The 14348-nt window shown below is 71.1% G+C and carries 13 protein-coding genes; 10 read left to right on the top strand and 3 right to left on the bottom strand.

The genetic code is table 11. The annotated features are described in order from the left end of the window. The first annotated feature begins 90 nt into the window (after nucleotides 1-90). Complete coding sequence (locus ACGFIW_RS05770) at nucleotides 91-408, top strand: antibiotic biosynthesis monooxygenase family protein (protein ID WP_393311118.1); 318 nt, start codon at nucleotides 91-93, stop codon at nucleotides 406-408. Between the two features lie 401 nt (nucleotides 409-809). Then, the gene (locus ACGFIW_RS05765; protein ID WP_393311117.1) at nucleotides 810-1685 is read left to right on the top strand and encodes an alpha/beta fold hydrolase; all 876 of its coding nucleotides are present in this window, start codon (nucleotides 810-812) and stop codon (nucleotides 1683-1685) included. Between the two features lie 136 nt (nucleotides 1686-1821). Here ACGFIW_RS05765 and ACGFIW_RS05760 read toward each other — a convergent pair whose 3' ends face one another. Together ACGFIW_RS05760 and ACGFIW_RS05755 are read right to left on the bottom strand one after the other, a co-directional pair. Beyond that, nucleotides 1822-2523 (bottom strand): class F sortase, encoded by a 702-nt coding sequence (locus ACGFIW_RS05760; RefSeq protein WP_393311274.1) that lies wholly within the window; start codon nucleotides 2521-2523, stop codon nucleotides 1822-1824. A 256-nt stretch (nucleotides 2524-2779) separates the two neighbouring features. Continuing rightward, nucleotides 2780-3469 carry a hypothetical protein gene (locus ACGFIW_RS05755; protein ID WP_393311272.1) on the bottom strand — a complete coding sequence of 230 codons (690 nt, stop codon included), beginning with the start codon at nucleotides 3467-3469 and terminating at the stop codon, nucleotides 2780-2782. A gap of 208 nt (nucleotides 3470-3677) precedes the next feature. Here ACGFIW_RS05755 and trmB point away from each other — a divergent pair, with 208 nt between their 5' ends. Together trmB and ACGFIW_RS05745 are read left to right on the top strand one after the other, a co-directional pair. Next, a complete protein-coding gene (gene trmB, locus ACGFIW_RS05750) occupies nucleotides 3678-4307 on the top strand; it encodes a tRNA (guanosine(46)-N7)-methyltransferase TrmB (protein ID WP_393311116.1) in 630 nt (209 codons plus the stop codon). A gap of 133 nt (nucleotides 4308-4440) precedes the next feature. Continuing rightward, nucleotides 4441-6954 carry a DEAD/DEAH box helicase gene (locus tag ACGFIW_RS05745; protein WP_393311115.1) on the top strand — a complete coding sequence of 838 codons (2514 nt, stop codon included), beginning with the start codon at nucleotides 4441-4443 and terminating at the stop codon, nucleotides 6952-6954. A gap of 67 nt (nucleotides 6955-7021) precedes the next feature. Here ACGFIW_RS05745 and ACGFIW_RS05740 read toward each other — a convergent pair whose 3' ends face one another. Then, complete coding sequence (locus tag ACGFIW_RS05740) at nucleotides 7022-8059, bottom strand: LacI family DNA-binding transcriptional regulator (RefSeq protein WP_393311114.1); 1038 nt, start codon at nucleotides 8057-8059, stop codon at nucleotides 7022-7024. 76 nt (nucleotides 8060-8135) lie between these two features. Here ACGFIW_RS05740 and ACGFIW_RS05735 point away from each other — a divergent pair, with 76 nt between their 5' ends. The 6 genes from ACGFIW_RS05735 (at nucleotide 8136) to ACGFIW_RS05710 (ending at nucleotide 14332) form a co-directional block, all read left to right on the top strand. Further along, entirely contained in the window at nucleotides 8136-9437 is a 1302-nt protein-coding gene (locus ACGFIW_RS05735) for an MFS transporter (RefSeq protein WP_393311113.1), read from the top strand. A gap of 52 nt (nucleotides 9438-9489) precedes the next feature. Next, nucleotides 9490-10470, top strand: coding sequence for an aldo/keto reductase (locus tag ACGFIW_RS05730; RefSeq protein ID WP_393311112.1), 981 nt, complete (start codon nucleotides 9490-9492; stop codon nucleotides 10468-10470). A 613-nt stretch (nucleotides 10471-11083) separates the two neighbouring features. Beyond that, a complete protein-coding gene (locus ACGFIW_RS05725; protein WP_393311111.1) occupies nucleotides 11084-11953 on the top strand; it encodes a transketolase in 870 nt (289 codons plus the stop codon). Next, the gene (locus ACGFIW_RS05720) at nucleotides 11950-12897 is read left to right on the top strand and encodes a transketolase family protein (protein ID WP_393311110.1); all 948 of its coding nucleotides are present in this window, start codon (nucleotides 11950-11952) and stop codon (nucleotides 12895-12897) included. Before ACGFIW_RS05725 ends, ACGFIW_RS05720 begins: the two co-directional genes overlap by 4 nt. Further along, nucleotides 12894-13679, top strand: a complete 786-nt coding sequence (locus ACGFIW_RS05715; protein WP_393311109.1) for a hypothetical protein — start codon at nucleotides 12894-12896, stop codon at nucleotides 13677-13679. Before ACGFIW_RS05720 ends, ACGFIW_RS05715 begins: the two co-directional genes overlap by 4 nt. Continuing rightward, a complete protein-coding gene (locus tag ACGFIW_RS05710) occupies nucleotides 13676-14332 on the top strand; it encodes an SIS domain-containing protein (RefSeq protein ID WP_393311108.1) in 657 nt (218 codons plus the stop codon). The genes ACGFIW_RS05715 and ACGFIW_RS05710 overlap by 4 nt, the downstream gene beginning before the upstream one ends. Nucleotides 14333-14348: the final 16 nt, after the last annotated feature.

The raw sequence follows: 14348 nt of genomic DNA, 5'->3' as shown, positions 1-14348 counted from the left end.
GCCTCCGTTCCGCGCGCAGCACGGTGGCGCACTCCCGCGCGCAGCGCGGTGGCGCACTCACACGCGCAGCGCGGTGGCTAGGGTGGGCAGATGGCAGTCGTGAAGATCAACGCAATCGAGGTTCCGCCCGGCGGTGGCGCGGAGTTGGAGAAGCGGTTCGCCGCCCGAGCCGGCGCGGTGGAGAACTCCCCCGGCTTCCTCGGCTTCGAGCTGCTCCGGCCGGTGACCGGGGAGACCCGCTACTTCGTCTACACGAGGTGGGAGACCGAGGAGGCGTACCAGGCCTGGGCCGCCGGCCCGTCGCGGGCCGCGCACGCCGCCACCCCCGGTGAGAAGCCGCGCCCCCCGGTCGCCACGGGCGCCAGCCTGCTGGAGTTCGAGGTGGCCCTGCACGTCTCCCAGCCCTGACCGCCCGCCCGGCCCAACCCTGCTGGAGTTCGAGGTGGCCCTGCACATCCCCCAGCCCTGACCGCCCGCCCGGCCCAGCCCAGCCTGCCCGCCCAGCCCAGCCCAGCCTGCCCGCCCAGCCTGACCGGCCGCTTAGGGGTGATCCACTCCGGCTTGCGGAAACCGGGGTGTCCCCGGCGGTGGGATGCCGCGGTTTCCGGAAGCCCGAGTGGATCAGACTCCGCGGATCCTCCGCCCGCGTGAACCCGGGGCAAAGGGGCGGTTTGCGCTGTTAGCGTCGTAGTGCGTCGACCGGGTAGCTCCGGCCGCCCGGGCAGCCCGACAGCGTCGACCGTCAGTCGCGCTGCCCGCGGCAAGCCGTCGGCACCGGCAAATCCAGACAGTCACGGGGGATCGCGGCCATGTTCGACGGGTTCGAAGAGTTCGACGTCGCCACGTCCGGAGCGACGATCCACGGCCTCCGGGGTGGGAGCGGGCCGCCGGTCCTGCTCCTGCACGGCATTCCCGAGACGCACCTCATGTGGCACCGGGTCGCGCCGCGGCTCGCCGAGACGTACACCGTCGTCGCCACCGACCTGCGGGGCTGGGGCGACAGCGGCAAACCGCCGAGCACCGCGGATCACGAGCCGTACGGCATGCGCGCCATCGCCCGCGACCAGGTCGAGGTGATGCGGAGCCTGGGGTACGAGCGGTTCCGGCTCGTCGGCCACGATCGCGGAGCCCGGTGCGCGTACCGTCTCGCGCTGGACGAACCGGACGCCGTCACCCGGCTCGCCGTCCTGGACGTCGTGCCCATCGGCGACGTCTACAACCGCGCCGACCGGACGTTCAGCCTCTCCTACTGGGTCTGGTCCTTCCTGGCCGCGCCGTTCCCGGTGCCGGAACGCCTCATCGACGCGGCGCCGGCCGTGCTCGTCGACTTCATGCTCGACACCTGGCCCGAGGTGAAGGACGCCTTCCCACCCGAGGTACGCGCGGCGTACGTCAGGCAGTTCAGCGATCCCGCCACGGTCCACGCCATCTGCGAGGAGTTCCGCGCGGCCGCGACGCTGGACTACCAGCAGGACGAGGCGGACCGCGGCACCCGCAAGATCGCCTGCCCGGTCCTGTTCCTGTGGAGCCAACGTGGTCAGGTCGCGAAGCTCTACGACGACCCGCTCGCGATCTGGCGGGAGTGGGCCGACGACGTACGCGGCGAGCCGGTCGGAGTCGGGCACTTCATCCCGGAAGAGGCCCCGGACGAGACGACCCGCCAACTCCTCGCCTTCCTGAGCTGACGCCGGGCCGACCTGCCCGCGCCGTCCCGGTTGATCCACTCGGGTTCATGAAAAGCGGGCTGTCCGGGTCTGGCTGACACCCCGACTTTCATGAACCCGAGTCGATCAAGCCGTAGCGGGCGGCCAGGCGCGCGGGTCAGGGCTTGCGGGACGACTGGAGGGTGGCGAAGGCGATCACGTTGTCGGCGTAACCGGTGCGGCCTCCGATGAACTGGCCGCCGCAGGTGATCAACCGCAGCCCGGCGGGGCCGTCGTCGCCGTAGATGCGCTCGGCGGGCAGCCGATCCTTCGGGAAGTGCTCCACGGTGTCGACCTTGAAGATCACCGTCGACCGATCCGCCCGGGCCACCTCGATGAGGTCGCCCGGCTTCAGCTTGCCCAGATCGTAGAAGACCGACGGTCCGCTCTTGGTGTCCACGTGCCCGACGATCACCGCCGGGCCGGGCTCGCCGGGCGTGGGCCCACGGTCGTACCAGCCGGTCTCGTTGTGCCGCTCCAGCGGCGGTACGGCGATCGAGCCGTCCCGGGCCTGCCCGACGGGCGCCACCGGCGCGGCCACCTTGATGGCGGGCACGGTGAGGCGCACCGGGCGGCTGGCCGACAACCCGACCGACTCGCTGCGCGCGGGTCGGTCCCCGCCGGCCGGAGCCCAGTCGAGCGGGCCGACCGAACGGCCCAGCCCCGCCCCGGTGGCGAAGACCCCCGCCAGCACCAGCACCACGGCCAACGGCACCGACCAGGGGCTGCGGCCGGTCGGCCGGCTCCGCCGAGGCGCCACGGCGGTCGGCGGGCGAGCGGCGACCACCGGTCGGTCGGAGCCCACCGCTCGATCATCCATCGGCCGACGGGCGACGACCTCCCGCCGGTCCGAGGCCAGCCCACGATCATCCACCGTCGGGCCAGCGGCCATCTGCCGGCGCTCGGAGGCCAGCCCACGATCGTCCACCGGCGGGCGGGCGACCATCTCCCGCCGATCCGAGGCCAGCCCACGATCGCCCGTCGGGGGACGGGCACCGGCCGGAGGCGACGAGCCAGAAGCGCCCGGTTGGCGGGAACCGGGCGGCGGCGGGGGGTGGAAGATCTCCATGACGGGCTCAGCGACGCGCAGCGGCACGGAGGGCATGTGGCCGGCGTAGCGCCACGATGGCGAGGATCAACCCGGTGATGGTCAGCGCCGCGCCGCCGGGTAGCAGCAGCTTGCCGGTCATTCCGTCGGCACCGCCACCGAAGCCGGTGGCCGGACCGCGACTGGGATGCGCTGGGACCTTCTTGACCACCTGGAGCATGGTCGAGGCGGTCTCCCCGTCGCGGCACTCCAGCTTGACCCGGTAGTTGCCGGGACGCGTCCGCTCGCGCACCATCGGCGCGGCGGTGAGCACCCCACCCTGCGGCTGTACGCCGACCGCGCCGAAGGCGTCGGAGACGACTGTGGCGCCCACCGAGTTGTCCTGACAACTGGCCCGGATCCCGACCAGGTAGCCGGGCTGCACGGTGCTGGGGCTCACCTCGACGAAGATGTCTATCGGCGTCGGCTGGGGCGCGCCACCCGGTGGGCCTTCGGGCTGCGGCGCGGGAGCAGCCAACACCGAGGCGACAGGCACGGGAGCCGCGAGCACCGAGACGACCGGCACGCGAGCAGCCAACACCGAGGCGACAGGCACGCGAGCAGCCAGCACCGAGGCCACCGGCACGGGAGCCGCGAACGCGGGAGGGGAGGCGAGCAGGGGGCTGGCGAGCACGGTCAGCACCGACAGGAGCACGCCGCCACGGGTCACTGTCACGATGCCCCCTCTCGACGCCGCGCGGCCGAGTCGGGCAGCGGAACCCCCGACCTGCCGTACCAGTTGGATCCTCTCATTTCCGGTCGCACATCACATCCGATTCGTCGGCGGCGTCGCGTACTCTCGGATCGCTGTGACCGCCACCGAGCACGACCCCGCCGCCCCGCCCGTGAGCCGGACAATCCGCACGTTCCACCCCCGTCGAGGTCGGATGAGCGACCGGCAGACGGACGCGCTGGGCCGCCTCTGGCCCGCGTACGGCCTGGATGTGCCGGACGGACCGGTCGTGCCCGTCGACCTGGCCGACCTGTTCGGTCGCCGGGCGCCGGTGGTGTTGGAGATCGGCTCGGGCATGGGCGACAGCACCGCCGCGATGGCTGCCGCCGACCCGGATCGAGATTATCTGGCGGTCGAGGTGCACACGCCGGGAATCGCCAACCTGCTCGACCTGGCGGACCGGCACGGTCTGCGGAACGTGCGGGTGGCCCAGGGCGATGCGTTGTCCCTGGTCAGCGGCCTTCCCGAGGGCGTGCTGGATGCCGTGCACGTCTTCTTTCCGGACCCGTGGCCGAAGGCCCGTCACCACAAGCGGCGGATCATCCAGCCGACGCACGTGGCGCTGCTGCGGTCCCGACTGCGGCCCGGCGGCACGCTGCACTGCGCGACCGACTGGGCCGAGTACGCCGAGGCGATGCGGACGACCCTGGAGGCGGACCCGGAGTTGGTGGACGCGTACGGCGGCTTCGCGCCGCGGCCGGCGCACCGCCCGGTGACGAAGTTCGAACGGCGCGCGATCACCGCCGGCCGGCCCGTCGCGGACCTGCTGTACCGCCGCCGGTGACCGCCGGAACGCCCGCACGGAGCCCCGGAGCGGCGTCGGGGACGCCCACAGGGCCGCCCGGGGCGCCCGGACGGGGGTCCGGCGGGGGCCGGGTTGGCGCGCGGGGGCATGATCCAGGCACCATGGACGGGATATGACGCTCACCGCCGCGCTGCCGACAAGCGCCGACCCCGACACCCTCTTCGACGCGTTCGCCGGTTGGGCGAAGGAGCGCGGCCTCGACCTCTACCCCCATCAGGAGGAGGCGGTCATCGAGATCGTCTCCGGCGCCAACCTGATCATGAACACGCCCACCGGCTCGGGCAAGAGCCTGGTGGCCATCGCCGCGCACTTCGCCGCCCTCGCCGACAGCCGGACGACCTTCTACACCGCGCCGATCAAGGCGTTGGTGTCGGAGAAGTTCTTCGCCCTGTGCGAGGTCTTCGGCGCCGAGAACGTCGGCATGCTCACCGGCGACGCCAGCGTCAACGCCGATGCCCCGATCATCTGCTGCACCGCGGAGATCCTGGCCAACCTGGCGCTGCGCGAGGGCACGAAGGCCGACGTCGGCCAGGTGATCATGGACGAGTTCCACTTCTACGCCGAGCCGGACCGGGGCTGGGCGTGGCAGGTGCCGATCATCGAGCTGCCGCAGGCCCAGTTCATCCTGATGTCCGCCACCCTGGGGGACACCACCCGGTTCGTCGACGACCTGACCCGCCGTACCGGACGGGCGACCGCCGTCGTGCGCTCGGCGGAGCGGCCGGTCCCGCTGATCTTCTCGTACGCCATGACGCCGCTGCACGAGACCCTGGAAGAGCTGCTGGAGACCAAGCAGGCCCCGGTGTACGTCGTGCACTTCACCCAGGCCGCCGCGCTGGAACGCGCCCAGGCGCTGATGAGCGTCAACGTCTGCTCCCGCGCCGAGAAGGACATGATCGCGAGCGCGATCGGCGGTTTCCGGTTCACCTCCGGCTTCGGCAAGACGCTGTCCCGGCTGGTCCGGCACGGCATCGGCGTGCACCACGCCGGCATGCTGCCCAAGTACCGCCGCCTCGTGGAGACCCTCGCCCAGGCCGGCCTGCTCAAGGTCATCTGCGGCACCGACACCCTCGGCGTCGGCATCAACGTGCCGATCCGCACCGTGCTGTTCACCGGCCTGTCCAAGTACGACGGGGTGCGGACCCGGCTGCTCAAGAACCGGGAGTTCCACCAGATCGCCGGGCGGGCCGGCCGGGCCGGCTACGACACCATCGGGCGGGTCGTGGTGCAGGCCCCCGAGCACGTCATCGACAACGAGAAGGCCCTCGCCAAGGCCGGCGACGACCCGAAGAAGCGCCGCAAGGTCGTCCGCAAGAAGCCGCCGGAGGGCTCGATCGGCTGGGGCCAGCCCACCTTCGACCGACTTGTCGACGCCGAACCGGAGCCGCTGACCTCCAGCTTCCAGGTCAGCCACTCGATGCTGCTCAACGTCATCGGCCGGCCCGGGGACGCGTTCACGGCGATGCGGCACCTGCTCACCGACAACCACGAGGAGCCCGCCGCGCAGCGCCGGCACATCCGCCGGGCCATCGCCATCTACCGGGCGCTGCGCGCCGGCGGGGTGGTCGAAGAGCTGCCCGAGCCGGACGAGACCGGTCGCCGTATCCGGCTCACCGTCGACCTCCAGCTCGACTTCGCGCTCAACCAGCCGCTCTCACCCCTGGCCCTGGCCACCATCGAGCTGCTCGACGCCGAGTCCCCGTCGTACGCCCTCGACGTGCTGAGCGTGATCGAGTCGATCCTCGACGACCCCCGGCAGATCCTGTCCGCGCAGCAGTTCAAGGCGCGCGGCGAGGCGGTCGCCGCGATGAAGGCCGAGGGCATCGAGTACGAGGCGCGCCTCGAACTGCTCGACGAGGTGACCCACCCGAAGCCCCTCGCGGAGCTGCTGGAGGCCGCGTACGAGATGTACCGGCAGGGCCACCCCTGGGTCGCCGACCACCAGCTCTCCCCCAAGGCCGTCGTCCGCGACATGTTCGAGCGGGCGATGACCTTCACCGAGTACGTGCAGTTCTACGGGCTGACCCGCTCGGAGGGCCTCGTCCTGCGCTACCTGGCCGACGCGTACAAGACGCTGCGCCAGACCGTGCCCGAGGACGCCAAGACCGAGGAGCTGATCGACCTTATCGAGTGGCTGGGCGAGCTGGTCCGCCAGGTCGACTCCAGCCTCATCGACGAGTGGGAGCGGCTGCGCAACCCGTCCGACGTGGCCGAGGTCGCCCAGGCGCACGCCGCCCTGACCGATCGGCCGCCGGCGGTGACCCGCAACGCGCGGGCGTTCCGGGTGCTGGTGCGCAACGCGCTGTTCCGCCGGGTGGAACTGGCCGCGCTACGCCGCTGGGATCTGCTCGCCGAGTTGGACGCCGGCGACGGCTGGGACTACGACGCGTGGGCCGACGCGCTCGCGCCCTACTTCGAGGAGTACGACTCGATCGGCGTCGGTCCGGACGCCCGCGGGCCGGCTCTGCTGATGATCGAGCAGGGCCGGGAGCGGTGGACCGTCCGGCAGAGCTTCGACGACCCCAACGGCGACCACGACTGGGGCATCAGCGCCGAGATCGACCTGATCGCCTCGGACGAGGTCGGCGCGGCGGTCGTCCGGATCACCGACGTCGGCCAACTCTGAGGTGTCCGCCCCCGACGGACCGTCGGGGGCGGACCGGCCCGGGACGTAGCACCGGGCGACGACCGGTCTACGTCCGGGGAGGCGCCGTCGAGGCACGGACGACGACCTCGGTCGGCAGGATCAGGGCCTGACGGGTGGATGCCGGCCGCAGGAGCATCCGGACCGCCTCCGCGCCCTTGCGGGCGTGCGGTTGCCGCACGGTGGTCAGGGCCGGGTCGGCCGAAGACGCCGCCGGCACGTCGTCGAAGCCGACGACGGAGAGGTCGCCGGGAACGTCGATGCCGCGACGGGCGGCTTCGGCGATGACGCCGAGCGCCAGCCGGTCACTCATCGCCAGGATGGCCGTGGGTGGCTCGGCGTGGTCGAGCAGGGGCACCGCGGCGGCGGCACCGTCCGCCTCCTCGACCCCGCGCGCCGCTACGACGACGATTCGGCCGCCGTCGTCGAGGGCGGGTCCGAGCGCGTCCCGGTAGCCGTCCAGTCGGGCCCGGTTGGCGACGTACCCGGTGGGCGCGTCGAGCCCGGCGGGCACCACAGTGGTCTCCGAGTCGCGGGCCAGCGCGAAGCTGATCACGCCGATCCGGCGGTGGCCGAGGGCGATCAGGTGGGCCGCCGCCGCGCGGGCCGCGGCCCGGTCGTCGATGCCGACGTACGGCTCCCCCGGCGTCACGGGGGCGTCGAGCCCGACGACCGGCAGCCTTCGGGCGCGCAGCAGCTCCCGTCGCTCGGGCTCCAGCGGGTCGCAGAAGGCGACGAACCCGTCCACGAGCGCGGTGGGGACGACGTCCGGCAGGCCCGGCTCGGCGCGGGGCACCAGCACCAGTGACGAGCCGTGCTCGCCGCAGACCCGGGCGACGCCGGCCATGGTCAGGCGGGCGGCGGGGTCCTCGAAGAGGTACTGGAGGGGCTCGTGGATGATCAGCCCGATCGCGCCGGTCCGACCTCGACGGAACGTGTTGGCGATCGGGTCGGGGCCGGGGTAGCCGAGGTCCCGTGCCGCGATCAGGATCCGGTCGCGCAGCTCGCGGCTGAGCTGGTCAGGCCGGTTGAAGGCGTTGCTCACCGTAGCCTGACTGACACCGAGCGCTCGCGCGACGTCTCGCATCCGTGGGGGTGGGTCGCTGGGCACTGGAGAACCTCCCTGCGTTGTGCCGGCCCTCTGATACGTATAAGTTAGCCATGTGAGCGTCGATGTCGCGGACGGCCTCGACGGCCGCACCAGCAGCGACTGGCGCGTGCCGGCGGTCGCTTTCGCGGTCAACGGCGCACTTTACGGCAGCCTGCTCACCCGCTTTCCCGAGATCGCGGACCGGGTGTCCGCCAGCGAGACCCAGTTCGGTGTGGTGCTCTTCGCGGCGGCGATCGGTGGGCTGCTCGGTTCGCTGGTCGCCCCCCTGCTCGCCCGCGCCGTCGGCGAACGGTCGGCCACGCTGCTCGCCGGGGCGGGTTACGCGCTGCTGGCCGTCGGTGTGGCGTGGGCGCCGCAGTTGATCCTGTTGGGCGGGACGCTGCTACTGCTGGGCATCCTCGACGGCGCGCACGACGTGGTGATGAACGCCTTCGCGGTCCGGGTGCAGCAGCACCGCGCCACGACCCTGATGGGCCGCATGCACGCCACCTGGTCGCTCTCCCTGGCCGGTGCGGGCGTGCTCGGCACGGTCGCCGCCGGGCTCCGGGTGCCGGTGGCCCTGCACGTCGGCATCGCCGCCACGGTGGCGCTGGTCGCCCAGCTCGCGATCGCCTTCGGCCGCAAGGGGATGGTGGCCGAGGGCCCGCCCGGGCCGACCCCGCCGGTCGACGGCCCGTCCGAGCCGGCCCCGACGGGCGACAGCCCGTCCACGCCAGCCTCGACGGGCGACAGCCCGTCCACGCCAGCCTCGACGGGCGACGGCCCGGCGCGACCGACGCGTTCCCTTGCTCGGCTGCGGTACGTGCTGCCGGTGTTGGGGCTCGCGGCGGTGGCCGCCAGCTATGTGGAGAGCCCGGGGCAGGAGTGGACCGGGCTCCTGTTGAGCCGCGGGTTCGATGCGACACCGCAGGTGGCGGCCGCGGCGCCGGTGCTCTTCGGCGCCGGCCTGCTGGCCTCCCGCCTGCTGTTGGACGCGGCGGTGTCCCGGGTCGGCCAGGCGAGGGTCGCGGCGACCAGCGGCGCCACCATGATGACGGCCGTGGGCATCGGTCTGGTGTGCACACTCGTCGGCGCGCCGGTGTGGTGGGCGCTGGCGGCGGTCGCCATGGCGGGCTTCGGGGCCGGGCCGGCCTTCCCCCTGCTCTTCGGCTCGGCCGACCAGCTCAGCGTGCGGCACGGTATTCCCCCGGCCCGAACGGCGTCCATGGTCTCGGCGCTGTCCCGGGTCGGCGCCATCTCGGCGCCGATCGTGGTGGGGCCACTGACCGACGCGTTCGGAATGGTGATGGTCTTCGCGATCATGGCGGTGGGCGCCGCGCTGGTGCTGGGCGCGCTGCCACGGGCGGTCCGGTGACCCGGCCGCCCGCACGACGCGGTCCCCGGGCACGGTGACAGGAGGTTCGGCGATGCGGTACGCGCGGCTCGGCTCGACGGGGCTCACCATCTCCCAGCTCTGCCTTGGTGGGATGAGCTTCGGCGAACCACACCGTGGGGCCGACTCGTGGACGCTGCCCGAGTCGGAGAGCCGGCAGGTGATCCGCCACGCGCTCGACAGCGGCATCACCTTCTTCGACACCGCCAACGTCTACTCCGACGGCTCCAGCGAGGAGATCCTCGGCCGCGCCCTCGGCGAGTACGCGCGACGCGACGACGTGGTCATCGCCACGAAGGTCTTCGGCCCGATGGGGCCGGGGCCCAACCAGCGGGGGCTGTCGCGCAAAGCGATACTCGCCGAGCTGGACAACAGCCTGCGCCGGCTCCGCACCGACTATGTGGACCTGTACCAGATCCACCGCTGGGATCCGGCCACTCCGATCGAGGAGACGTTGGAGACCCTGCACGACGTCGTACGGGCCGGCAAGGTCCGCTATCTCGGCGCGTCCTCGATGTACGCGTGGCAGTTCGCCACCGCGTTGCAGGTCGCCGAGCAGCACGGCTGGTCCCGGTTCGTCAGCATGCAGAACTACCACAACCTGATCTACCGCGAGGAGGAGCGGGAGATGCTCCCCCTCTGCCGGGCCCGGGGGATCGGCACTCTGCCGTGGAGTCCGTTGGCCCGCGGCAAGCTGGCCCGCGACTGGACCACGAGCACCCGACGTACGGCTGATGACGCCTTCGGGCACAGCCTGTACGCCCGGACCGAGGATTCGGACCGGGCGGTCGCGGCCCGACTCGGTGATGTCGCCCGGGGCCGAGGGACACCTCGGGCGCAGATCGCGCTGGCCTGGCTGCTGCGGCAGCCCGTGGTGAGCGCCCCGGTCATCGGCGTGACGGACGTGCGGCAGCTCGACGAGGCATTGGGCGCCCTCGACGTCGAGTTGTCGGCGGACGAGGTCGACCAGCTCGAGGGGTGCTACGAGCCGCACGCCGTGGTGGCGCTGGACTGATCACCAGGGCCGCCGCTGAGCATGTCGGTGGCTTGTGCGAACAGGACGCCGGTCCGGCCGCGGCAAAGCGGGCCGACACCATTCTTGGCGCTTGCCGAACATCATCGGCATAGCCGCGTGAAGTGATCTCGATAGCATTGCCCGTGTTTCCAGAAAATGACGTCGCTGTATCCCTTGAAGGACATCCCAGGGATTCGTGGGAATTGCGCGAACGCCAGTGTGACGCGGATCACTGTTTAAAGAGAAAATAGCCGATCGGGGGATGTTTCTGTGACCGAGCGCTTGACGCCTATGCCGCTCTGTGGAAATCTCGTGACAGGACGACACTCAATAATATCTATGCCCGGGGGTGTCATTAAGTTTCGCACCACGAGGCGCTGATTCGCCTCCGCCTAACGTCTGGGCAGGCGCCACGACCGCCTGACAAATCGCACAGAAGAGATGCGACCAACAGGGCTGCGCGCCATTCGCGCAGCCAATTCGGCACGCATTCTGGCGACACTTTTCTAGCAACAGAAAAGCGCGTTGAATGCTGCCCGCAATCCGAACATCGGGGAGGTCCGCTGACCTTTCCTCACTTCGTTTCGAAGGGCGGAATCTGTTGACTGCCAGCATGACGTATCTCGACGCGCTACCACCGGACCGGCACCCGAACCTCGTGGACGATGAATTCGAACTGCCGTATCGACTCTCCCGACTCGCGCAGTTGTCCAACGACGTACGGGCACATCTGCTCAAGATGATCCACCTCGCCGGCTCCGGCCACGTGGGATCGTCACTCTCCTGCGCGGACCTGGTCAGCGTGCTGAAGTTCGACCAGATGGACACCGCCGGCAACGACGTCTTCATCCTCTCCAAGGGCCACGCCGCACCGACCTGGTACGCGGCTCTGATGGTCGCCGGTGACCTCGACACCGCCGAAATCGGCACGCTGCGCCGGATCGACAGCCGACTCCAGGGACACCCCGACCGCACCCGGCTGGATCTCGTTGCCGTGAGCACCGGCGCGCTCGGCCAGGGCCTGTCGGTCGGCATCGGACGCGCCCAGGCGCGACGCCTGCGGGGCGACAGCTCCTTTGTGTACTGCCTCGTCGGTGACGGCGAATTGCAGGAGGGGCAGATGTGGGAGGCCATCATGTACGCCGGGGCCCGGGGCCTGGGCAACGTGGTGCTGATCGTCGACCACAACCGGAGCCAGAACGACGGGACGCTCGAAGAGATCATGCCGCTGCACCCCCTCCCGGAGAAGCTGCGGTCGTTCCATTGGCACGTCCAGGAGGTCAACGGCCACTCCCACCTGGCGATCCGGGACGCCGTCGCCAACGCGCGGGACAACTGGATGCAGCCGTCCGTGATCATCGCGCACACCCGCAAGGGCTACCTCGGCCCCGGACAGATCCTGCTCAACGGCTCACACAGCGGCACCATGACCCCGGAGGTGTACGAGGACGCCATCGGCTACCTGGGGCGGGTGAGCGTGTGAAGGCGACGCGCGACTGGTTCGGGGACGCGTTGGTGGACGTCGCCGCGGACCACGAGAACGTCCTGGTCGTCAACTGCGACCTCGCCTCGGCGACCAAGACCACCCAGTTCAAGAAGACCTTCCCCGACCGGTTCTTCGAGATCGGCATCGCCGAGGCCAACGGCATCGGCGTCGCGGCCGGCCTGGCCCAGGAGGGGTACCGACCCTTCGTCGCCAGCTTCGGTCACTTCCTGACCGGCAAGTTCCTGGAGATCTTCCAGTCGGTGGGTCTGAACAACGCCGGTGTCGTCCTGGTGGGCACGCACGCGGGGCTCGCCATCGGCAAGGACGGCCCCACCCAGATGGGGCTGCGCGACCTGGCCCTGATGCGCAGCCTCCCGAACGTGGAGGTGCTGCAACCGGCCGACGGCGTGGAGACGCGCGCCATGGTGGCCTACGCGGTGACCCATGACCGGCCCATCTACCTGCGGCTGTGCCGGCAGCCCCAACGCGAGGTGCACGACCAGGACTACCGGTTCCGCTCCGGCCACCCGGACGTCGTCCGCCAGGGTACGGACGTCGCCGTCGTGACGATGGGCGGCATGGTGCCGGTGGTGCTCGACGCCGTCGAACTGCTCGCCCCGACCGGCCCGAGGCCCACCGTGGTGAACGCCTCGTCCCTCCCCCTGGACGTGTCCGCCACCACCGACCTGCTGAAACAGCACCGGCACGTCCTCGTCTTCGAGGACCACTTCATCCGCGGCGGCCTCATCGACGAGGTCGGACGGATCGTGCTGGGCCTCGACCGGCACGTCCGGTTCGACGCCTGGGGAGTCGACGACTACGGGCAGGCCGGTTCCCCGGAGGAACTCTACGAACGCTACGAACTCGACGCCCCCGGTGTGGCCAGCCGGATCCGAGCCGCGACCACCAACTCCCCCGAGATCGGAGACAGCCAGCGATGACGCGATTCGGCCCGCCGAAGAATCTCGCCCACGACCTCCCCCAAGCCCCCTACCTGTTCGTCGAACACGAGCTGGTCCTCGGTGCCAGCTCCCCGTACCGGTGCCACCCCGAGGACCACCGCAGCTTCATCGTGATCGGCGGCCGGGTCCGCGTCGAGTCACGGCACGCCGACGGCAGCGGTCACCGCGAGTACGGCTACCTACGGGGCTGGCACGCGGAGCCGGGCACCACCTACCGCTTCGCCCAGGTCGGCGTGGAGCCGGCCGTGGTGGTGGAGGCCGGCGCCACCACCGGCCCCGTGCACGAGTCCTGGGACGTCCCGGTCTCCCCGAACACGGCGGCCCACTGCCGCGACGTCGACTCCTACCGCGTCGACAAGCCGTGGGGGCACGAGGTCTGGTACACCAACAACCTCGGCGACATCCCGTACGCCCTGAAGCAGATCCACATGACCGCCGGGCACCAGTCGTCGTTGCAGTCGCACCAGCAGAAGGTGGAGACCAACTACGTCGTCGACGGGCAGGCGACCGTCCTCAACGGCACGCTGGCGCCCGGGGACACCGACGCCGTCATCGACACCGACGCCCTGCCACGCGCGGTGCACGCCCGCAGGTCGGGCTGGTCGTCGGCGGCGAACGTGCTGCACCGGGTGATCGCCGAGTCGGACTACACGTCCGTCGAGGTCTCCACCCCGGAACTGGACGACGTGATCCGTTGGGCGGACGACACCAACCGCGGCAACGGTCGCATCGAGGTCGAGCACATGGGGGCGCGGGTATGAGCACCGTCGACGACATCCAGCTCTACCTGGCGGAGAAGCGCGCCATCATCGACCAGTTCCCGGTCGACGCCGTGGTGGCCGCCGCGGAGATGCTGTTCCGCACCTACGACGAGGGCGGCACGGTGTACGCGATGGGCAACGGCGGCAACGCCGGCACCCTCGACCACGCCTACTGCGACTTCAAGCACCACCCGTTCGTCTCCGAGGACAAGAGCCGGCCGGTGTCGGCGTCGGTGCGACGGCTCACCTTCGTCAACCTGTGCGGGTCCTCGGCGGAGCTCAGTGGACTGGTCAACGACCTCGGCCCGGACAACATGTTCTCCGCCTCGCTCGAACCGTTCGCCACCGAGCGCGACCTGGTCATGGCGTACAGCGGAAGTGGCAACTCCCCCAACGTGGTGCGGGCCCTGCAGGCCGCGACGAAGGCCGGCGCGCGCACCTTCGCGATGACCAAGGGCGACGGCGGTCGCTGCCGGGAACTGGCCGACGTGTGCCTCGTCGTGCCCGGCACCTCCCGGTTCCCCGGCCAGACCGGGCGCAACGACAACAACTTCCACTTCGAGGACCTGATGCTCTCGGTCAACCACATGCTGGTCGGCCTGCTCAAGCAACGCGTCGGGCAGGCGGCCCAAGCGGCCCAGCCGACCGCGTAGCCGAAAGGAGGTGGCC

Source organism: Micromonospora sp. NPDC048935 (assembly GCF_043197875.1).
Classification (GTDB): Bacteria; Actinomycetota; Actinomycetes; order Mycobacteriales; family Micromonosporaceae; genus Micromonospora.
Note: the sequence above shows the minus strand (reverse complement) of the source record. Positions and strands in the feature narration are given on the sequence as shown.

What these genes read in the sequence shown, in the direction of transcription:
- ACGFIW_RS05770 (WP_393311118.1), top strand. Translation starts at nt 91, where the DNA reads ATGGCAGTCGTGAAGATCAACGCAATCGAGGTTCCGCCCGGCGGTGGC.
- ACGFIW_RS05765 (WP_393311117.1), top strand. Translation starts at nt 810, where the DNA reads ATGTTCGACGGGTTCGAAGAGTTCGACGTCGCCACGTCCGGAGCGACG.
- ACGFIW_RS05760 (WP_393311274.1), bottom strand. Translation starts at nt 2,523, where the DNA reads ATGGATGATCGAGCGGTGGGCTCCGACCGACCGGTGGTCGCCGCTCGC.
- trmB (WP_393311116.1), top strand. Translation starts at nt 3,678, where the DNA reads ATGAGCGACCGGCAGACGGACGCGCTGGGCCGCCTCTGGCCCGCGTAC.
- ACGFIW_RS05745 (WP_393311115.1), top strand. Translation starts at nt 4,441, where the DNA reads ATGACGCTCACCGCCGCGCTGCCGACAAGCGCCGACCCCGACACCCTC.
- ACGFIW_RS05740 (WP_393311114.1), bottom strand. Translation starts at nt 8,059, where the DNA reads ATGCGAGACGTCGCGCGAGCGCTCGGTGTCAGTCAGGCTACGGTGAGC.
- ACGFIW_RS05730 (WP_393311112.1), top strand. Translation starts at nt 9,490, where the DNA reads ATGCGGTACGCGCGGCTCGGCTCGACGGGGCTCACCATCTCCCAGCTC.
- ACGFIW_RS05725 (WP_393311111.1), top strand. Translation starts at nt 11,084, where the DNA reads ATGACGTATCTCGACGCGCTACCACCGGACCGGCACCCGAACCTCGTG.
- ACGFIW_RS05715 (WP_393311109.1), top strand. Translation starts at nt 12,894, where the DNA reads ATGACGCGATTCGGCCCGCCGAAGAATCTCGCCCACGACCTCCCCCAA.
- ACGFIW_RS05710 (WP_393311108.1), top strand. Translation starts at nt 13,676, where the DNA reads ATGAGCACCGTCGACGACATCCAGCTCTACCTGGCGGAGAAGCGCGCC.